At 48.7% G+C, this 19,816-nt stretch carries 20 protein-coding genes, 1 tRNA gene and 1 pseudogene; 14 read left to right on the top strand and 8 right to left on the bottom strand.

What is annotated here, in order from left to right; all coding sequences use genetic code 11:
- A pseudogene (locus CKO12_RS14980) lies at positions 1–132 on the top strand (IS481 family transposase); the annotation flags it as partial.
- On the opposite strand, the gene CKO12_RS11105 reads toward CKO12_RS14980, so the two are convergent.
- On the bottom strand, positions 92–700 hold the full coding sequence (locus tag CKO12_RS11105) for a lectin-like protein (protein WP_200154812.1): 609 nt from the start codon (positions 698–700) through the stop codon (positions 92–94). The pseudogene CKO12_RS14980 and the gene CKO12_RS11105 sit on opposite strands and share 41 nt — an antisense overlap.
- A gap of 673 nt (positions 701–1,373) precedes the next feature.
- Here CKO12_RS11105 and aceE point away from each other — a divergent pair.
- The 7 genes from aceE (at position 1,374) to CKO12_RS11065 (ending at position 9,908) form a co-directional block, all read left to right on the top strand.
- On the top strand, positions 1,374–4,028 hold the full coding sequence (gene aceE / locus CKO12_RS11095; RefSeq protein WP_200154810.1) for a pyruvate dehydrogenase (acetyl-transferring), homodimeric type: 2,655 nt from the start codon (positions 1,374–1,376) through the stop codon (positions 4,026–4,028).
- Positions 4,029–4,179: 151 nt separating this feature from the next.
- Complete coding sequence (locus CKO12_RS11090; protein ID WP_207146342.1) at positions 4,180–5,283, top strand: glycosyltransferase; 1,104 nt, start codon at positions 4,180–4,182, stop codon at positions 5,281–5,283.
- Positions 5,280–6,275 carry an NAD-dependent epimerase/dehydratase family protein gene (locus CKO12_RS11085; RefSeq protein WP_200154808.1) on the top strand — a complete coding sequence of 332 codons (996 nt, stop codon included), beginning with the start codon at positions 5,280–5,282 and terminating at the stop codon, positions 6,273–6,275. The genes CKO12_RS11090 and CKO12_RS11085 overlap by 4 nt, the downstream gene beginning before the upstream one ends.
- The gene (locus CKO12_RS11080) at positions 6,232–6,957 is read left to right on the top strand and encodes a class I SAM-dependent methyltransferase (protein ID WP_200154807.1); all 726 of its coding nucleotides are present in this window, start codon (positions 6,232–6,234) and stop codon (positions 6,955–6,957) included. The genes CKO12_RS11085 and CKO12_RS11080 overlap by 44 nt, the downstream gene beginning before the upstream one ends.
- Complete coding sequence (locus tag CKO12_RS11075) at positions 6,954–7,346, top strand: GtrA family protein (RefSeq protein ID WP_200154806.1); 393 nt, start codon at positions 6,954–6,956, stop codon at positions 7,344–7,346. Before CKO12_RS11080 ends, CKO12_RS11075 begins: the two co-directional genes overlap by 4 nt.
- 260 nt (positions 7,347–7,606) lie before the next feature.
- Positions 7,607–9,244 carry a dihydrolipoyllysine-residue acetyltransferase gene (gene aceF, locus CKO12_RS11070; RefSeq protein ID WP_200154805.1) on the top strand — a complete coding sequence of 546 codons (1,638 nt, stop codon included), beginning with the start codon at positions 7,607–7,609 and terminating at the stop codon, positions 9,242–9,244.
- A 73-nt stretch (positions 9,245–9,317) separates the two neighbouring features.
- Entirely contained in the window at positions 9,318–9,908 is a 591-nt protein-coding gene (locus CKO12_RS11065; RefSeq protein ID WP_200154804.1) for a class I SAM-dependent methyltransferase, read from the top strand.
- Between the two features lie 9 nt (positions 9,909–9,917).
- On the opposite strand, the gene CKO12_RS11060 is transcribed toward CKO12_RS11065, so the two are convergent.
- Complete coding sequence (locus tag CKO12_RS11060) at positions 9,918–10,436, bottom strand: tetratricopeptide repeat protein (RefSeq protein WP_200154803.1); 519 nt, start codon at positions 10,434–10,436, stop codon at positions 9,918–9,920.
- A 453-nt stretch (positions 10,437–10,889) separates the two neighbouring features.
- On the opposite strand from CKO12_RS11060, the gene CKO12_RS11055 reads away from it, so the two are divergent.
- Genes CKO12_RS11055 through CKO12_RS11030 form a run of 6 tightly spaced genes read left to right on the top strand, consistent with a single transcriptional unit; the run spans position 10,890 to position 15,535 of the window.
- Positions 10,890–11,606, top strand: a complete 717-nt coding sequence (locus CKO12_RS11055) for a response regulator (RefSeq protein ID WP_200154802.1) — start codon at positions 10,890–10,892, stop codon at positions 11,604–11,606.
- On the top strand, positions 11,603–12,925 hold the full coding sequence (locus tag CKO12_RS11050; protein WP_200154801.1) for an ATP-binding protein: 1,323 nt from the start codon (positions 11,603–11,605) through the stop codon (positions 12,923–12,925). Before CKO12_RS11055 ends, CKO12_RS11050 begins: the two co-directional genes overlap by 4 nt.
- Positions 12,926–12,958: 33 nt before the next feature.
- The gene (locus CKO12_RS11045; RefSeq protein WP_200154800.1) at positions 12,959–13,216 is read left to right on the top strand and encodes an acyl carrier protein; all 258 of its coding nucleotides are present in this window, start codon (positions 12,959–12,961) and stop codon (positions 13,214–13,216) included.
- Positions 13,213–14,049: a hydrolase 2, exosortase A system-associated gene (locus CKO12_RS11040; RefSeq protein WP_200154799.1), complete on the top strand. Its 837-nt coding sequence runs from the start codon at positions 13,213–13,215 to the stop codon at positions 14,047–14,049. The genes CKO12_RS11045 and CKO12_RS11040 overlap by 4 nt, the downstream gene beginning before the upstream one ends.
- Positions 14,046–14,924 (top strand): hydrolase 1, exosortase A system-associated, encoded by an 879-nt coding sequence (locus CKO12_RS11035; protein ID WP_200154798.1) that lies wholly within the window; start codon positions 14,046–14,048, stop codon positions 14,922–14,924. The genes CKO12_RS11040 and CKO12_RS11035 overlap by 4 nt, the downstream gene beginning before the upstream one ends.
- On the top strand, positions 14,921–15,535 hold the full coding sequence (locus CKO12_RS11030; protein WP_200154797.1) for a tetratricopeptide repeat protein: 615 nt from the start codon (positions 14,921–14,923) through the stop codon (positions 15,533–15,535). The genes CKO12_RS11035 and CKO12_RS11030 overlap by 4 nt, the downstream gene beginning before the upstream one ends.
- A gap of 15 nt (positions 15,536–15,550) precedes the next feature.
- On the opposite strand, the gene CKO12_RS11025 is transcribed toward CKO12_RS11030, so the two are convergent.
- From CKO12_RS11025 to CKO12_RS11000, 6 genes are all read right to left on the bottom strand, one after another.
- The gene (locus CKO12_RS11025; protein ID WP_200154796.1) at positions 15,551–16,702 is read right to left on the bottom strand and encodes a TIGR03088 family PEP-CTERM/XrtA system glycosyltransferase; all 1,152 of its coding nucleotides are present in this window, start codon (positions 16,700–16,702) and stop codon (positions 15,551–15,553) included.
- A 90-nt stretch (positions 16,703–16,792) separates the two neighbouring features.
- Positions 16,793–16,868, bottom strand: a tRNA-Phe gene (locus CKO12_RS11020).
- A gap of 108 nt (positions 16,869–16,976) precedes the next feature.
- A complete protein-coding gene (locus CKO12_RS11015; protein ID WP_200154795.1) occupies positions 16,977–18,134 on the bottom strand; it encodes a PilT/PilU family type 4a pilus ATPase in 1,158 nt (385 codons plus the stop codon).
- Positions 18,134–19,171: a type IV pilus twitching motility protein PilT gene (locus CKO12_RS11010; protein ID WP_200154794.1), complete on the bottom strand. Its 1,038-nt coding sequence runs from the start codon at positions 19,169–19,171 to the stop codon at positions 18,134–18,136. The genes CKO12_RS11015 and CKO12_RS11010 overlap by 1 nt, the downstream gene beginning before the upstream one ends.
- A gap of 155 nt (positions 19,172–19,326) precedes the next feature.
- Positions 19,327–19,551: a hypothetical protein gene (locus CKO12_RS11005; RefSeq protein ID WP_242466307.1), complete on the bottom strand. Its 225-nt coding sequence runs from the start codon at positions 19,549–19,551 to the stop codon at positions 19,327–19,329.
- Positions 19,538–19,810 (bottom strand): BrnT family toxin, encoded by a 273-nt coding sequence (locus tag CKO12_RS11000; RefSeq protein ID WP_200154793.1) that lies wholly within the window; start codon positions 19,808–19,810, stop codon positions 19,538–19,540. Before CKO12_RS11000 ends, CKO12_RS11005 begins: the two co-directional genes overlap by 14 nt.
- Positions 19,811–19,816: the final 6 nt, after the last annotated feature.

Genomic DNA, 19,816 nt, shown 5'->3' with positions numbered 1-19,816 from the left:
ATGTATAACCATCAGATACCCCAAAAAGCACTCGGACATGTGTCACCGGTGCAAGCGTTGAAAAACTGGCAGCAGAAAGAACCCGAACGCTTCAAAAAACAGGTCTACAATCTCTCGGGTCTTGACACCTAAGCAGTAAAACACTAAGGCCAGATAAAAATAAAAAAATGGTACTAGGTAGTGGTACATTTGTAACCTCTACCACTCCATGTAATGGCAAAGAACCAACTGATGTTATATTATCTACATCTCCCCAGCGTTGAATATAAGGCCCCTGATATGTTGGCGCAGTCGTTTTATAATTATCGTTAATAATAAAAGCAAAATCCTGATTATTTAAATAGTTGTCAGGATCGTTACCGAACCAGTTGGTGTATCCAGGTTGTTCACCACTAGCCCAAACAAAATTTCCTTCATTTGCAACGTCGTTGAATCCAATCCAGAGATTACGATGGATTCCAGAAAAATTAGCGAATGAGGAATAGATCCATGCGTTTTCATCTGCATCATTGATTGTTACGAGGTTCCCCCCCAGAGTGAGAGCTTCAGCCTGCGAATTAACCCAGTTAGCTTGACTTAGAAGGTAATAAGTATGGTCGTTAGATGGATTTAGAAGGCTTGTAATTACTGATCCCGACGACGTGGCGGAAGCAATTAACGTCAATGAAGCGACAATCAGAGCTTGATTAAGGTATTTCATATGGATCTCCAAAGAATTTATTGTGTGGTAGTAACGGTGCTAAAGTGACGCCTAACGAGACTTCGACCTCAAATTTGAGGCAAAGACCCAATTAAAAATCTATCAAAGCTGCCGTATAAAATAATTCGTTATTCGTCAACTCTGACATATAAAACCTTTTTTGGTGAGATACTCACCGCGTGGCACAACCAATCACCACCGGACACCCAGCATTCAATAAAAATGCCAGCCATCAAAACTCCTTTTTTTACAATAATTTAAGTGAAGAATCGGCAGCAAAACCGCATTTTCTGGCGGAAATTGTCAAAAATATCGACAGTTCGCAGCGGCTAAATTCCCGCTTCACAACACTGATTTTTGTATTTATTTTGTAAAATCAATCAGTTATTTCTGATTGCCCGTCGCTGACCACTGTAAAAAATTCAACACCCGCAACCTGGCGACCACCGCCTGAATCAACACTGATTTTTGTATTTATCCTGCAAAGTCAAGCAGTTATTTTTGATTGCCCGCCGCTGACCACTGTTAAAAAATTCGACACCCCGCAACGCTGGCGACCACCGCCTGAATCAACAATCGGGCAGCATGACCCTGATTGAGTGACTGACTCTAAGAGTATAATTTGCCATTTCCCGCCCACCGTCGCCGGTGAGCACTTGCTTTGAGACCAACCATGACTAATAAGCCGGACATCGATCCGCAAGAGACACAGGAATGGCTCGACTCGCTCGATGCCGTGCTCGAAAACGAAGGCGTCGAACGCGCCCATTTCCTGCTGGAACGCCTGATTGATAAAGCCCGCCGCTCCGGCGCTTATCTGCCGTATAGCGCCAACACCGCCTATCTCAACACCATTCCCGTGCAGCAGCAGCCGCGTTTCCCCGGTGATCGGGCGATGGAACGGCGCATCCGTTCTTTCGTGCGCTGGAACGCGATGGCGATGGTCGTGCAAGCCAATCGGCTCTCCACCGAATTGGGCGGACACATCTCCAGCTTCGCCTCATCCGCCACGCTATTTGATGTCGCCTACAGCCATTTTCTCCACGCCCGCAACAAAGATCACGGCGGCGATCTCGTCTTTTTTCAAGGACATTCCGCGCCCGGCATTTATGCCCGCGCCTTTTTAGAAGGGCGCATCAGCGAAGATCAGCTTTACAACTTCCGCCAAGAAGTGGATGGCAACGGGCTATCGTCCTATCCACATCCGTGGCTGATGCCGAATTTCTGGCAATTCCCCACCGTGTCGATGGGACTCGGCCCGCTGATGGCGATTTATCAAGCGCGATTCATGCGCTATCTCAGCGACCGCGAGCTGGTCAACACCGCCAAGCGCAAAGTCTGGGCATTTCTCGGCGATGGCGAAATGGACGAGCCAGAATCACTCGGCGCGATCTCGCTGGCTGCCCGCGAGCGGCTCGATAACCTCGTGTTTGTCGTCAACTGCAATTTGCAGCGGCTTGATGGCCCGGTGCGCGGCAACGGCAAAATCATTCAAGAATTGGAAGCCGTATTTCGTGGTGCCGGTTGGAACGTCATCAAAGTGATTTGGGGCAGTTATTGGGATCCGCTGCTGGCGCGGGATAAAAACGGCTTATTGCTCAAGCGTATGGAAGAATGCGTGGACGGTGATTATCAAACTTATAAAGCGCGGGGCGGCGCGTACACCCGCGAGCATTTCTTTGGCAAATATCCCGAATTGCGCGAAATGGTCGCCAATCTGACCGATGAAGACATCTGGCGGCTCAATCGCGGCGGGCACGATCCGCTCAAGGTTTATGCCGCTTATGCGCAGGCGATGACTGCGAATGGCAAGCCGACGGTGATTCTCGCCAAAACGGTCAAGGGCTACGGCATGGGCGTCGCTGGTGAAGGGATGAATATCACCCACTCGCAGAAAAAGATGGGCGAAACCCACCTCAAAGCCTTCCGCGACCGTTTCAATATCCCGATTTCTGACGATTTAATTGGCGCAGCGCCGTTTTATAAACCGCCCGCCGACAGTCAAGAACTGAAATATCTGCACAAGGTGCGTGAGCGGCTCGGCGGCTTTTTACCAGCGCGGCGCGATGACGCAGCACCGTTGGTGATCCCTGAATTGACGGCATTTCAAGCCCTGCTGGATGGCAGCGGCGATAAAGAAATGTCCACCACGATGGCATTTGTGCGGCTATTAACGGTCATCTTGCGCGATAAACACCTCGGACAATTGGTGGTGCCAATTGTGCCGGATGAAGCACGCACCTTCGGCATGGAAGGCATGTTCCGCCAGCTTGGGATTTACGCCTCGCAAGGTCAGTTATATGAGCCGGTCGATTCCGATCAGGTGATGTATTACCGCGAGGACAAAAAAGGGCAGATTTTAGAGGAAGGGATTAACGAAGCTGGCGCGATGTCATCGTGGATTGCGGCGGCGACTGCGTATGCCAATCACGGCCAAAGCATGATCCCGTTTTATATCTACTATTCGATGTTTGGCTTCCAGCGCATTGGCGATCTGGCGTGGGCAGCCGGCGACATGCGAGCGCGTGGTTTCCTGATTGGCGGCACTGCCGGTCGCACCACGCTGGCGGGTGAAGGGCTGCAACATCAAGACGGCCACAGCCCGCTGCTGGCGTCCACCATTCCCAACTGCATCGTCTACGATCCTGCGTATGCCTATGAATTAGCGGTGATTATTCACGACGGGCTGCGGCGGATGTATCAGGAGCAGGAGAACGTCTTTTATTACCTCACGGCGATGAACGAAAACTACGTTCAGCCCGCGCTGCCGGATGGCAGTCAAGCTGGCATTTTGCGCGGCATGTATCGCATCCAGCGCGGTGAAGAGCGCAGCCATCGTGTGCAATTGCTCGGCTCCGGCACGATTCTGCGCGAGGTGCTCGCCGCAGCGGAATTGCTGGCGCAGGATTTTGATGTCGGCTCGGCGGTGTGGAGCGTCACCAGTTTCAATGAGCTGCGGCGCGACGGCATCGACGTGGAACGCTGGAACATGCTGCATCCCGATCAGGAACAGCGCACCACTTATGTCGAGGCGCAATTGGCTGGCACTCGCGGCCCGATCATCGCCGCCACCGATTACATGCGCATCTATGCCGAACAAATCCGCCCGTATGTGCCGCGCCGGTATTCAGTATTAGGCACTGACGGCTTTGGACGCAGCGACATGCGCAGCCAGTTGCGCAAATTCTTTGAGGTCAATCGCTATTACATCGTAGTGGCGGCGCTCAAAACGCTGGCAGATGAGGGCGAAATCCCCGCGGCGCGGGTGGCAGAAGCCATCGCTAAATACCGCATCGACCCCGAAAAACCCAATCCGGTCACGGTGTAAAGGCGCATCATCATCGGTTTTAAAATCATGCACACACCATCTGCTTCACTTATCATGTCGCAGAGTGGTTGTGTGCTGAAATGTATCTTCTTGCATATCTGATCAATTTGATTGCTTAAATGCTAAACTGCAATACTGCTCATAAACTCAAGTGCATTCATCATTACTCGAAACTACGGAAAAATGGCAATCAAACACTACAGGTTTAACTAACTTTAATACAATCATTCTAGCTGACTATCAAATAAATTATCTCTTTTTTAGGTTAAAAAATATGAACAAAAAAACACCGCAGTTAGTTTCAGTTGTTATTCCCGTTTATTCTGGAGAACATACCCTCCCAACGTTAATCAAAGAAATTGAGCCATTAACTAAGAGACAAACAACAGCGGCTGGCAATGCTTTTGTTGTTTACGAAGTTTTACTCGTACATGATTGTGGCGCTGACCGTTCTGATAAAACGATTGAAGAATTAAGCGCAACGTATTCTTTTGTAAAACCGATATGGCTTTCTCGTAACTATGGACAGCACGCTGCAACTATGGCAGGAATGGCAAGCGCCACTGGTGATTGGATCATTACTATGGATGAGGATGGTCAACAAAATCCTGCAGATATAGGGAAAATGCTGGATCACGCAATGCGCTATTCATTGCAATTAGTTTATGCAAAGCCAATCAATCCGCCGCCTCATGGTTGGCTACGCAATGCGTTGAGCCAAACGGCAAAAGAAATCAGTTCACGACTTCTTGGTAATAACGCGATCGGGCATTTCAATAGCTTCAGATTGATTGACGGTGAAATCGCTAGAACTCTTGCAGCTTACTGCGGTAACGGCGTTTACTTAGATGTAGGTCTTTTTTGGATTACCGGGCGCATTGGTCATTGTTCAGTGTTTTTGAGAAATGAACTAGGACGACCATCAGGGTATTCTTATTTCAGGTTATTTGGACACTTTTGGAATCTTATTCTTACGTCCGGAACCCGTCCGTTGAGGCTGATCACAATCGTTGGTTTTATTTCTATGTTGCTATCTGTCGTTCTCACGATGTATGCAATTTATGAAAAATATACCGATCAAGTACCGATCCAAGGTTGGGCTTCTCTTTTTATCGTCGTCGCTTTTTTTTCTGGAATCATTCTGACCGCATTAGGTATCATTGCTGAATATCTTGCGGTCACAATGGGTATTGTAATGGGAAAACCTCTGTATGTTGTTAGCTCTAAGCCAATAAAACCGGCGGTCGATCTATGATTCTTACTTGGGTTCTTGGGAGTAGAGGTCTTCTTGGTTCGGCTATTTGTCGCAGGCTATCCCGCGACGACAACAATCTCTTTTTTTCTGCTGAAAAATTTTGTTGGGATGACATGCAGCGACTACCCTCTCAGATCGAAGAGAGTGTGCGCGCGTTTTCATTGCAAGCAGCCAAAACAGGTCAATGGGAGATTTATTGGGCGGCTGGAGTAGGCACGATGAGTTGTTCCGAGGAGGCACTTGCTCCCGAAACTCTTGCTTTATCTGTGCTGCTACAGCATTTGCAGTTAAATGTGCAGCTCATGGATATGCCTGGTGCAGTGATTTTTTCGAGTTCAGCAGGTGCAATTTATGCTGGAGCTTTAGACGACCTCATCACAGAGAATACCCCACCTGCTCCCACAACTCCCTACGCACATGCAAAACTCAAGCAAGAGGAATTATTAAGTTGTTTTGCGGCAGAAAATGAGCAGATGTCAGTTTTGCTCGCCCGTCTTTCTACATTATATGGCTGCGGTCAGGCTTCGGGAAAGTCGCAAGGGCTTTTGACCCACATAGCGCGCAGCATTTTAAGAGCCAAACCGATACAAATTTACGTTCCTTTCGATACAATTCGTGATTACATTGCTGCCGACGATGCAGCAGCGGCTATTGTCGATACCGTGCGTATGCCCCAGCGAAGGTTTCGTATGCTTACCAAAATCATCGCTTCAGAACAACCGACAACAATTGCTGAGATTGTTTCTATTTTCAAAAGACTTTCACCACGTCCGCCTCGGATTATCACGAGTGCTAATCAACTGTCTTCCCTTTATACCAAACGTTTACGATTTCGTTCTATCGTCCTTTCAGAAAAACCACAACCCCGAAGCCTGTTTGTTGGTATTTCCCAACTTATGAATGCGGAACGTGCTATCTTTACTAAAAGCCAGTATTGCGGAGAACACAATGGAACCACGCCAACATCAATCGACAAGCAAAGCAGAGTTTGATGCTTTTGCTGATGAATACGATGCAATGATGTCCGAGGCAATTTCAACATCCGGTGAAACACACGACTATTTCCATGAATATAAAATTAAGGACGTTGCACGCGAATATCAAAAAACTATTGACGCAATTACAGCTCCAGTAAACATTCTTGACTTTGGTTCTGGCACGGGAAAATTAATCCCATTTACCCTTGCGCATTTCAACTCAGCTCAAATCACCTGCTTGGATGTCTCGAAACGCAGTTTAGACCTCGCAAAAGATCAATTTAAATCTTTAGCGGATTATGTTCACTTCGACGGAATAGATATTCCTTTTCCAACTGGGCACTTCGATATTGCCTACGCAATGTGCGTCTTTCATCACATCGAACCCAATCAACATGTGCCTCTACTGAAAGAACTGCGGCGCGTATTAAGACCAAAAGGGAGCCTATTTATATTTGAACACAATCCTTATAATCCGCTGACTGTGCGTGTCGTTAGGAACTGTCCTCTCGACGAAAACGCCCAGTTAATAACCGCAGGAAAAATGGCACAGCATTTGTGTTCAGCCGGATTTTCACATGCAAAGATTCGGTATCGCGTATTCTTTCCTCATGTACTGAGAGCAGTTCGTCCCTTAGAAGCATTGTTTTCTAGGCTACCACTTGGGGCACAGTATTACATAATGTCGCAAAAATGACTTATACTAAACTCCATCAGTTTTTCAAATTTATAAGTGTTGGCGTTGTCAACTCGTTGATTGGCTTATCCTTGATCTACACAGCAAAATGGTTTTTTTTGATGGGGGATTTGGCAGCTAATTTAATAGGCTACACTGTTGGGTTATTTATCAGTTTTTCACTGAACAGTAAGTGGACGTTTGCTTATAAAGGTAATTTTGCTACAGCTTTAATTAAGTTTAGCATAACAAGCATTATAGCCTACGGGATGAATCTAGTCACAGTATTAACATCTATAGAGTATTTAGGAATTAATAGTTATCTCGCTCAGGCGCTTGGAATACCAGTATTTACAGTTGCATCTTACTTTATGAGTAAATACTTAGTTTTTCGTAACTCGAATTGTTAGGTTGTTTGTGTTTGGTGTGGGTATATTAAAAATTTATACTTGATTTTGGTTTTCATCTGTGAAGATGAAGATGATAAAAACAACATCATCGAACCATCATTCTTTCATGGAATATCTCAGATTGAATCTCGGGCTAAGAACGTTAGACTGCCCCAAGCGTATTCAGCAGTTTTGCGTAAAAACACATCCTGAAATGCGGGAAAATAGTGTTAATTTTATAAGATTTTCGTGCCAGATCGCTGTTTAAAAGGAGAATTTGCGTGGCAACGATTGAAGACATTTTGCTCCCAGACATCGGCGACTTTGTTGATGTTGAGGTGATTGAGATTTTGGTTAGCCCCGGCACCCAGATTCAGGCCGAGCAATCGGTGCTGACCTTGGAAAGCGATAAAGCAACCATCGAAATTCCCGCGCCAGCAGCGGGCACGGTGCAGGACATCATCGTCAAAGTGGGCGACCGCATCAGCCAAGGTGCGCGGCTGATGACGGTGGTGGTGGAGAACGCGACGGCGGCTGCCGTGACTGCGCCAGCCATTGCGCCGCCAGTCGCACCGCCACCTGCCGCGCTGGTACCAGCGCCGGTGCTTGCAACCAGCCCAGCGGCGGCAGCTCGCGCCGACACGGTTGCGGTGGTGTTGCCCGATCTCGGCGATTTCACCGACGTGCCGGTGGTGGAAATTCTGATCGCGCCCGGCGACCGCATCGCCGTCGATCAATCGCTGCTGACGCTGGAAAGCGATAAGGCAACGATGGAAATTCCTGCCCCGCAGTCCGGCGTCGTGGCGCAGGTGCTGGTCAACATCGGCGATGTGCTCAATCCCGGCGATTTGATTTTGACCTTGTTGGCGGAGCCAGCGCCGGTGGAGCCAGTCGCAGCCGCTGCGCCAGCGCCAGCGGAAGCTGCGACACGGGCGCACGGTGAAGCCGAGCGGCGACCAGCGCCAGTGTTGCCGCGCCCGGACGATATGACCGCGATTGCGGTGGGGCGTAAACCGCACGCCAGCCCGACCGTGCGGCGGTTGGCGCGGGAGTTGGGCGTGGATTTGGCGCGAGTGAAGGGCAGCGGTCCGAAAGGGCGGGCGACCAAGGTCGATGTGCAAGCCTTTGTAAAACAAGCCTTAACCCAGGGCAGCGCCAGCACTCCCGCCGTCGCTGCTGCGTCACCGTTTGCGCTGCCGTCTGCGCCGGAAGTGGATTACAGCCGTTTTGGGGCGATTGAGGTCGTGCCGCTGGCGCGGATCAAAAAACTCAGCGGGCGACATCTGCACCGCAGTTGGTTGACGGTGCCGCACGTCACGCAGTTTGATGAGGCGGACATCACCGAGCTGGAGGCGTTCCGCAAAGCGCAAGCGAATCAAAAAGATGGCGTTAAATTGACCTTGCTGCCGTTTCTGCTCAAAGCGGTCGCGGTGGCGCTCAAACAGATGCCAATTCTGCAAGCCTCGCTGAGTAGCGATGGCGAGAGCTTGATTTATAAGCACTTTACGCACATCGGCGTCGCGGTGGATACGCCCAACGGGTTGCTGGTGCCGGTGGTGCGCGATGTGACGCAGAAAAGCCTGACGACGCTGGCGACTGAGCTGGCGGAACTCAGCGCCCGTGCCCGCGATGGCAAGTTGTTACCTGCGGATTTGCAGGGCGGCTGTTTTTCGATTTCGAGCCTCGGCGGGATTGGCGGCACTGCGTTCACGCCGATTGTCAATGCGCCAGAAGTGGCAATTCTTGGCGTGTCGCGGGCGGCGATGAAACCAGTTTGGAACGGCAGCGACTTTGTGCCGCGTTTGCTGCTGCCGCTGTCATTGTCGTATGACCATCGCGTGGTGGACGGCGCAGACGGGGTGCGATTTACCACGCTGTTGGCGCAGTTGCTGGGCGATATTCGGCGGTTGTTGCTGTAATCAAACCGATCTCAAATCCCCCAACCCCCCTTTTTCAAAGGGGGGCTTTTTTCTGCCTTTGGAAGTGCATCTCATGCTCACCGCTGCCCAACTCGCTGAATTACGGCGCGATATTGAATTTAATGCTGAACTCGGCGGGCGCTCGCTGACGGTGATGAGCACTTGGGGCTTGTTTTCGCCGCGTGAGATTGATGACGGGACGCGGCTGCTGCTGGAGTATGTGCAGCAGCCAGAACCGACGGCGGATTGTCTTGATCTCGGCTGCGGTTATGGAGTGATCGGGCTGGCGCTGGCAACGTGGGCACCGCAAGGGCGCACGTTATTGATTGATAAAGATTTTGTCGCTGTTGATTACGCCAGTCGCAATCTGCTGCGCAACGGTATTCATAACGCGACCGCGCAGTTGAGCAACGGTTTCGATCAGGTGGAACCCGGACGGCAGTTTGATGTGATTGCCAGCAATGTGCCGGCGAAGGTGGGTAAAGAGTTGCTGGCGCTGTTGCTGCACGATGCTCATGCCCGTCTGCGCCCCGGCGGGCGGCTGTATCTGGTGACGATCAATGGGTTGCGCCAGTACATGAAGCGCAACCTGACCGAGGTGTTTGGAAATTACGACAAGCTCAAGCAGGGCACGCATTACACGGTGGCGCTGGCGCTGCGCTAAATCACCAGTTCATTTTGGCGCGGCGCTGAGTTCCAACAGGCGCGTCGCTTCCTTGCCAACATCGGTCTCAGGATTCAGCTCCCGCGCCCGTTCCAGCGCGATCTTGGCGTCTGCCTTATTTCCCAGTTGCAACTGAATAAAACCGAGCGTCAGCCACGGGCGCTGCAACTGCGGGCGCTTGGCGACTGCGGTTTGCAAGCTGGAGAGTGCGCCGGGCTTGTCGTTCAAATACAACAGCGCCAGCCCTAAATCGTTGTATGCGCCAGCATCATCGGGATTGCGGGCGAGCAGTTGCCGATACAGCGGCACGGCGTCGGCATACCGCTGTTGGCTGAACAATTGATCGGCTTGTTGCTGAAGTGCGGCGGGGCTGGTGGTCACGGCGCTGCCGGGCGCGGAAGTGGCAGCGGTCATGGGGAGGTTGGCGTGATAGAGGTAATAATCGCGGGTCAGTGCGAAGACGATAAAGCCATATACAAACAGCCCGGCAATGAATAGCGCCCAGTGAAGTGGTGACAGTTTTGGCATCGACAATGCTCAATAAACAGAAAACAGTGTCGGCGATCCTAGAAATCGCAGCGCGGTGTGTCAAACCGAGGAATTGCGGCGCATAAAAAAGATCGCGGCGGCAGGTGTGTCATTGCCGCAGCGATCGAACTGGCTTGCTGCCGAAAAAAGCGGATGGTCAGCAGCACCGGGCTGCTGAGAATTGATTAGCGTCGGGGCGACCGAGCGCGACCGTTGCGATTGACTAGCGCGATAAAAAAGCCGGCGCACGCGATGGCAACAGCAATGCCGGTGATGGTTAGGGCGTCAAAGCTCATATCTCTTTCTCTTAATAAAAGCGGTTTGCAAGGTGCCACCAAGCAACATGGGTTTCAGTGTATAAGGCGGGGCGTTACCAGAGTATTTCGCTATCTGCTAATATTGTATCAAGATGTTTCATTCTTTCGCGCCGCTTCTCATTGCATAGTCATTCACATGTCTGGTCACACCACACACATTCTCATCGTTGACGATGACACCGGATTACAGGGGTTATTGAGTGATTATTTAACCCGCGAAGGTTTTGCGGTGGCAGCAGTGGCGGATGGTCAAGCAATGACGGCGTGGCTGGCGGCGCATTCCACTGATTTGATGATTTTGGATTTGATGTTGCCCGGAGAAGATGGGCTGGCGCTGGCGCGGCAGATGCGCACCCACACCGATTTGCCCATCATCATGTTGTCAGCACGCGGCGAGGCGCTGGATCGGATTGTGGGGCTGGAAGTGGGCGCGGATGATTATTTGGCAAAACCGTTTAATCCCCGCGAATTGCTGGCGCGAATTCGTGCCGTGCTGCGTCGCCACAGCGCCAGCCCGCGTGAAGTGGAACCAGAACGCGCTGAAGTGATGCGGTTTGGTGGCTATCGCCTTGATCCGGTGCTGCGGGAGCTGCGGCTCGGTGCGGAGTTGGTCAATTTGACGTGTGGCGAGTTTGATTTGCTGCAAGTGTTGAGCGAACACGCCGAGCGGGTGCTGAGTCGAGATCGCCTGCTTGATCTGCTCAAAGGCTACGAACGCTCGCCCTTTGATCGCAGCATTGATGTGCAAATCGCACGGCTCCGCGCCAAGATCGAACCCGATAGCAAACATCCGCGTTATATCCGCACGATTTGGGGCAAAGGATATTTGTTCACGCCGCAGGGCGACACATGAGCCAGTGGCCGCGCCTGCTTCCGCGCACATTATTTGGGCGGGCGCTGCTCACCCTGATCTGCACGTTCGGACTATTTGCGGTGGTGACTTTTGGTGCCATCGCCGCTTATGCGCTCCACCCCATCGCGCAACGCTCGGCAGCGGATTTAGCCAGCATCATGGTTTTAGCAGCGCGAACCCTGCCGCAGATTCCGCCCACGCAACGGCGGGAATACTGCGAGCGCCTCGACCGTGAATATCAAATTCGCCTGCTCGAATCGCCCCCCAGCGGCGACGACACCCAGTTTTTTTTCCCGTATTTGCATCATTTCAAACAGGCGCTGACCACGCGCCTCGGCGCTCCCGTTGACATCATCAGCAGCCTGAGCGACGACGAACGCTGGTTTTGGGTCGCCTTGCCCAGCGCCGAGCACAACTTGTGGGCGGGTTTTCCGCGCAGCCGCCTCGGCACCCGCCCAATTGAAGGGTTATCCATCATCATCGGCGTCGCCGCCCTACTTATTTTTGCCACCACCGTCATTCTCGCCGGACGCATCACCCGCCCCCTGCAACAATTATCCCGCGCTGCCGAACAGGTCGCACACGGGTTTTCACCGCATGAATTGCCAGAAACCGGCCCAACAGAATTAGCCAATCTTGCGCGACAATTCAATCACGCCAGCCGCCAAATTCGAGAATTGCTGGCGAATCGCACGTTATTATTAACTGGAATTTCTCACGACTTGCGCACACCATTAACGCGCTTGCGCCTCGCTATTGAAATGCTGCCGGCATCAATTGCCCCGACGTTAATTTCTCGCATGGAACGCGATATTGAAGAGATGAATGGATTAATCACACAAGCGGTAGAATTTGGAAAACATCTCGGCGCAGGTGAAACCGAACTGATTGATCTCAATAACTTGATTGATGATTTAGTGGCTGGACGCGACCGCATTATATGGCAACGCGGGCCGCTATGTTTCTATCGACTCAACGCCTTAGCACTGCGCCGTATTTTGGGAAATTTATTAGAAAATGCGCTGCGTTATAGCGCCAATCCGGTTGAAATCTATGTAGATTGCAAAGCACAGCAGCCACTCATTTTTGTACTGGATCGCGGCGCGGGCATTCCCGAATCCCACCGCGAAGCCGTGTTGCAACCGTATTATCGACTCGAAGCCTCACGCAATCGTCAAACGGGCGGCAGTGGGTTAGGATTAGCCGTTGCCCATCAACTGGCGCTGGCAAATCAAATGAAATTGCGTTTAGGATTACGGCGCGGCGGCGGCACGATTGCAACGGTGCGCTTACCGCTGAATAATGGCATTCACAGTTAATTCATTTGCACGTTACAACACAGGTTTTTGCCAATGAACACCTTAGATCAAGTCAAAACGCTTGTAGTCCACAGCCTACAATTAGGTGAACGTGGCGCCAATTTGAATGCTGCATCACAACTGCTCGGCGCTATTCCAGAATTTGATTCTATGGCCGTAGTAAACATCATTGCAGCATTAGAAGAATACTTTGGATTTAGTATTGAAGATGATGAAATAGAAGCCGATCATTTTGCAACGCTAGGCAGTTTAACTGCATTTGTAACGCACAAACTTGATGAATCAGCATGACCACTGCGGCAATCACTCTCACTCCTTTCTTTTTATCATCTCCGGCGGGAAAACTATTTGCGTTGTATACCACGCCAACTCACGGAGCGCGGCGCGGGCAGATATTATATCTACCGCCGTTTGCTGAAGAAATGCACAAATCGCGGCGCATGGCAGCATTACAAGCCCGCCGTTTTGCTGCTGCCGGTTATGCTGTTTTACAATTAGATTTAACGGGTTGTGGTGATAGTTGGGGGGATTTTAGTGCAGCGCGTTGGGAGCAGTGGTTAGCGGATGCAGCTTGCGCGATACAATGGTTAAAAGAGCAAGATCAAGAATTACCCTTGTTTATATCGGGCTTGCGTTTAGGAGCGACGTTAGCGGTTAATGTTGCGCAACATACGCCAATACTCAATGGACTTTTATTATGGCAACCCATTATCAATGGCGACCTATTCCTCAATCAATTTCTACGGCTTAAACTTGCCAGCGATCTATTGAATGAAGGTCAAGCGCGTACTGGCACACGTCAATTGCGCGAGCAGTTTCAGCAGGGGTTATCAATTGAAATTGGTGGTTATTGCTTAACCGCAGAATTGGCTACTGCAATTGGCGAATTGCATTTAGAACGCATGATACCACCGTGCCCGGTGGGATGGATAGAAGTGGTTTCTGAATTACCACATGCGCCACCGCCAGCACTACAAAAGCTCATACAGACTTGGCAGCCGCGAGGCGTTGTGATGCACAATCAACAGGTAATGGGTGATCCTTTTTGGGTGACACAAGAAATCACTGATTGTCCGGCGCTATTCGAGGTAACTTTGGAATTGATTGAGCACATACAACGATGAACTTCACAGAACAACCGCTGGTTTTTCAATGTGCAGATGAGCGACTGATTGGTATTATTGCGCAGCCGAATCAACACGCAGTGCGTACTGGAGTTGTGATTGTTGTTGGCGGACCACAATACCGCGCTGGCAGTCATCGTCAATTCACTTTATTAGCGCGTGATCTCGCACAAAAAGGGATCAGTAGTTTACGCTTTGATTATCGCGGCATGGGTGATAGTGAAGGAGAATTACGCACCTTTATGGCAATTGATGCGGATATTAAAGCAGCAATTGATACGCTATTGCAGCAGGTACCGAGTGTGGAATCTGTCATTATTTGGGGCTTATGTGATGCCGCCGCTGCTGCGTTAATGTATGCGCCGCAAGATGCGCGAGTGAGTGGTTTGGTATTATTAAATCCTTGGGTGCATACAGAAGCAACAGCAGCTCGCGTTCGCTTGACGCATTATTATGTGCAGCGATTAACACAACCGGCGTTTTGGCGGAAATTAGTTTCTGGACGCTTTGCGTTTCTAACGTCATGGCGAGATGTATTGTATTCGTTACGTTCGACCGTGCTGCAATCTACTGATGACAGGATAAAATCTGCACCACAAACTGCCAAACAGTCACACAGTTTTGTGATTAAGATGCGCGAAGGGTTGCAATGCTTTAAGGGGCAGGTACTATTTATTTTAAGTGGCAACGATTTAACCGCACAAGAATTTATTTCATTAACTGAGCGTGATCGCCACTGGCGCACTGTGCTTCAGAATCGGCGTGTTTCACAACAGTTAGTTCCACAAGCCAATCACACTTTTTCAAGTGAAGAATGGAGAACTGTGGTGTCAACAATAACAGTTAATTTTATTGTAAGAGGAGACCAAACATGAACATGAGACTGATTGTTGCAATGTTGTTGTGGCTAAATTTAGGTGTTAGCCATGCAAGTGGTGATGGTAATGTAACAAGCGCATCCCAACTACTTGGATTGCCGAGCTATTGTCGTGGTACTCAACAAGTTCGTGCTATTAGTCAAGACCCAACACCAATGAGCGTATACATAGAACGGTATGGGCCAACTTATAATCACTTACACCACTATTGTTGGGCATTAAATACTGAAAACGATATTTCTCAACGTCATCCCCCAGATGGTCGGTTTTGGCTTGGAACCGCAATTAGTAATATTGACTATGTGTTACACAATAACAACGATCCTAAATTTATATTTCTTCCCGAAATTTATGTTGCGAAAGCGCGAATTCTTTTCAAGATGGATCAGGCAAATGACGCTGTTCCTTGGCTTGAAAAAGCTATTACTTTGCGCCCGAATTATAGTCCCGCTTATGCACGTCTCAGCGATTACTACCTCGAAAAAGGCAACAAAGAAAAAGCAATTAAAATTCTCCAGCAGGGTATTAGTCGCAGTAAAACATCAGAGATGCTGACACGACGGCTTAGGGATATTCAAGCAAAAACAGGTGATTCTGAAACACGATAATCATCAGTAAAAAATTCACTGCAATAACCGATCATAGAGCGCGAGATAGTGGTTTACCATTGCAACAAGACTGAATGTTTGTTCAGTGCGAATACGCGCTGCTGCGCCCTGTTGCTGTATTTGTAAAGGGTTATTCAAGTAGGTTGTGAGTGCCATTGTTAATTCATCAACCTGTGCTGCCGTAATTAAATATCCAGTTTGTTGGTCGACAACTAATTCTGGATTACCACCAACTCGCGTCGCAATAACAGGCAGTCCAGTTGCCATTGCTTCTAAAATAGTATTGCAAATTCCTTCGGCGAGAGATGGTAATACAAAGAGATCAAAACTGCGTAATAGTTCTGGAATATCATCACGAGCGCCCGGCAGCCACGCAATATCCATCGCATTCGCTGCTATTAGGCGCTCGCGCAATTCTGGCAACAACGAACCATCTCCAATCATCACTAAACGAATACGTTCTCGTGCGCGTGGTTCTTGCGCTAATAACTGTAAAAAGGCTTCAACCAATATCATTGGAGCCTTAACCGGCTGCATTCGCATCACACTACCAAACACGAGCGTTCCCGGTGGTGCAAATCCTTCTGGCAATGCACGCTGATTGTTATTTAATGCGGGATAAAACCGCTGGGTATTAACGCCGTTGCAAATCTGATTAATCCGCGCCTTAGGTACTCCAATTTGCTCCGCTAAATAATGACTTTGGTGTTGAGAAAGCACCACATATTGCTTAATAAAAGGACGAAATAATCGTCGTAAGCGTTGTGGTTTTAATCCAGAGCCATCGAGGTCGCCAATATCCCAACCATGCTCACCATGAACGCGTTGCTGTACTCCAGCTAAAGCGGCTGTCGTTTGCATTTCTAAGGTGGCTAAATTGCGCGTATGAACAATTGCTGGTTGTAATTGTCGCAACAATCGCCACAAGCGTCCATGAATAGCAATATCATTACCTTCGCGTTTTTGTAGCGCGTGAAGCGTGACGTCTGAACGTTGTAATCGTTGACTAAAATTAGTGTATTCCGTCATACAAATAATTGCGTGACGATAGCGTGTAGCAGGCATGTGATTAATCAGATTAACCAAACCATTTTCTAAACCGCCAATTGCTAAACGGTGAATAATATGTGCAATTAACGGTGGCCGGGCGTTACGTGTATGTGTCATTATTTTTCATTTCCTCATGAATCAACTAGGTACTAAAAAATCAGGCATAAAAAATCCCCGCTTTCCGTGATGAAAAGCGAGGATGATGTTTGGTGCCCAGGGGCGGAATCGAACCACCGACACGAGGATTTTCAGTCCTCTGCTCTACCAACTGAGCTACCTGGGCGTATTCAACAAAAGCGTTGCTGAAGTGAGGCGCGTATTAAAGCAACGTATTCACATGCTGTCAAGCTACTTTTTATAAGCACCGACACGCACAACGAATGTATTTGTTCTAACGTTCTGATTTTTTACGATCTTCTTCTGGAACCAAGGTGATCGCGTCGATAGCGCGTCCGGTGGCGATCCGTTGCGCCTCACCACCTTGAAGTTTTATCGCAAGACGAACTTCATTGGCAGAATCCGCAAAACGAATTGCGTCATCATGGCTAATTTCACCTTCTGCATAGAGATTAAACAGCGCCTGATCAAAGGTAATCATTCCTTGTTCACCGGAGTTTTTCATCAGTTCTTTTAATTTAGTAATTTCGCCCTTACGAATGAGATCAGCAGCCAGTGGCGTATTGATTAAAACTTCAATTACGGCGCGACGTTCTTGACCATTTTTGCGCGGAATTAACTGTTGTGCAACGATTGCTTTTAGATTAAGTGATAAATCAAGCAACACTTGATTGCGTGATTCTTCTGGAAAAAAGTTAATCACTCGATCCAGAGCTTGATTTGCATTATTTGCGTGTAGTGTCGCCAATACTAAGTGACCAGTTTCAGCAAAGTTAATCGCGTATTCCATTGTAGCACGAGTGCGTACTTCACCAATAAGAATAACATCTGGTGCTTGACGTAATGTATTACGCAATGCCACCTCAAAGGATTCAGTATCCACGCCAACTTCACGTTGCGTAATAATACAACCGTCGTGCTCATGCACAAATTCAATCGGGTCTTCAATCGTAATAATATGACCATTGCTTTTACGATTGCGATGACCAATGAGAGCAGCTAACGACGTTGATTTACCAGTACCTGTTGCGCCAACAAAGATCACTAAACCACGTTTACTCATACCAAGATCGCGCAACACAGAAGGCAATTTCAATTCTTCCAACGTTGGAATCCGCGATTCAATGCGGCGCAAAATCATTCCTGCTGAATCGCGTTGCACAAAGGCGCTGACGCGAAACCGACCAAGGGGTGAACGATCAACAGCAAATTGGCATTCTTTGGTGTCTTCAAATTCAGCCCGTTGCCGTTCATTCATGATTTCATAAACCATTCCCCGTACCTGTTCGGCGGTGAGTGGTTGTTTAGCTGCCGGATAAATAGCGCCATTAATTTTTATACTCGGCGGCCAGCCTACGGTAATAAATAGGTCTGAACCTTTTTTATCATCGAGTGCAGTGAGCAACTGTTCTAAGGCGCGTTTTAAGTCCATTACATGAAATCATCTTTATTCTGCGCTTTGCTACGCGCATCTTTGCGACTAATCAATCCTTTTTGTACCAGTTCTTTAAGATTTTGATCCAAGGTTTGCATTCCATGCGCCTGACCTGTTTGGATTGCAGAATACATCTGCGCGACCTTGGCTTCGCGGATTAAATTCCGAATCGCCGGCGTACCAATCATAATTTCGTGCGCTGCAATGCGTCCACCGCCCACCTTTTTTAAGAGCGTCTGTGCAATCACTGAGCGCAATGATTCTGACAACATGGCGCGTACCATGTCTTTTTCTGCCGCCGGAAATACGTCAATAATACGGTCAATCGTTTTTGCTGCCGAAGTTGTATGCAAGGTGCCAAAAACGAGGTGTCCCGTTTCCGCAGCAGTCATTGCCAACCGAATAGTTTCTAAATCGCGCATTTCGCCAACGAGAATAATATCGGGGTCTTGACGTAACGCAGAACGCAGGGCTTCACTAAATCCGTGCGTATCACGGTGAACTTCACGCTGATTGACTAAACATTTTTTACTGATATGCACAAATTCAATCGGGTCTTCAATGGTGAGAATATGGGCATAATCATTCTCGTTGAGATGGTCAACCATTGCTGCCAAGGTGGTTGATTTACCCGAACCCGTTGGACCAGTGACCAACACTAAACCACGCGGAACGCTAACGATGTCTTTGAAAATAGCAGGAGCTTTCAAATCTTCTAGTGACAATACTTTAGACGGAATAGAACGAAACACGGCACCCGCACCGCGTTTTTGATTGAACGCATTGACACGAAACCGCGCTACGCCCGGAATTTCAAATGAAAAGTCTGTTTCTAAAAATTCTTCATAATCTTTGCGCTGTTTGTCATTCATAATGTCATACACTAATGAATGCACGGCGCGATGTTCCAAAGGCGGGACGTTAATGCGGCGCATGTCGCCGTCAACGCGAATCATCGGCGGTAAACCAGCAGAAAGATGTAAATCTGAAGCGTTATTTTTGACGCTAAAAGCGAGCAGTTCGGCGATGTCCATTCAGTGCTCCCGCGCTAGTCAGTAAAATCACTATTTGTTGGTGGTGTCAGGCGTGTCAATCAGAAAAATCTGATAAAATGCTATCCGCAAAAGCTGTAAATGATTTTGTTTTTATCCACAGCTAGGGCGCAAATTTTTAATCACTTTTCCCTTGATTATTTTACCAAACCGGTTGATGCCTGCGCAATTCTGATTAAAGACAACAATGCTTCGTTCACTGCTTCATCAGATGGAAATGCTTTTGCTACTTCTGGGTTAAGCAACACAAGATTGTGCCCCTCACAGTATGCGCTGTAGTACTTTCCCCGCACACCAACGCCTAAATCTTCTCTTTTGTACTCCGATTTCATTCCATCATTTTGAACCTTAACCTTCTTCATAAATACTCTTCTCATGTTGCGCCATAAGACGGGCGCTGATAATTCTCATTGATTGACTCCTTTCAGTATGAGAAACAACAACCATTTTTCCATTTATGGTGCGCCCAAATGTTAACAATCTATACTCACTAACAGAATGACTTGAATCATCAAAGGTGATAGCCAAAGGGTCTCCGAAAACTGAAGCCGCTTCTTGAAATGAAAGACCATGTTTCTTCAGATTTTTTGCAGCTTTTTTATCGTCCCACTCAAAATTCATATATCA

Origin of the sequence: Chromatium okenii, from assembly GCF_016583745.1 — a bacterium.
Lineage (GTDB): Bacteria > Pseudomonadota > Gammaproteobacteria > Chromatiales > Chromatiaceae > Chromatium > Chromatium okenii.
Note: the sequence above shows the minus strand (reverse complement) of the source record. Positions and strands in the feature narration are given on the sequence as shown.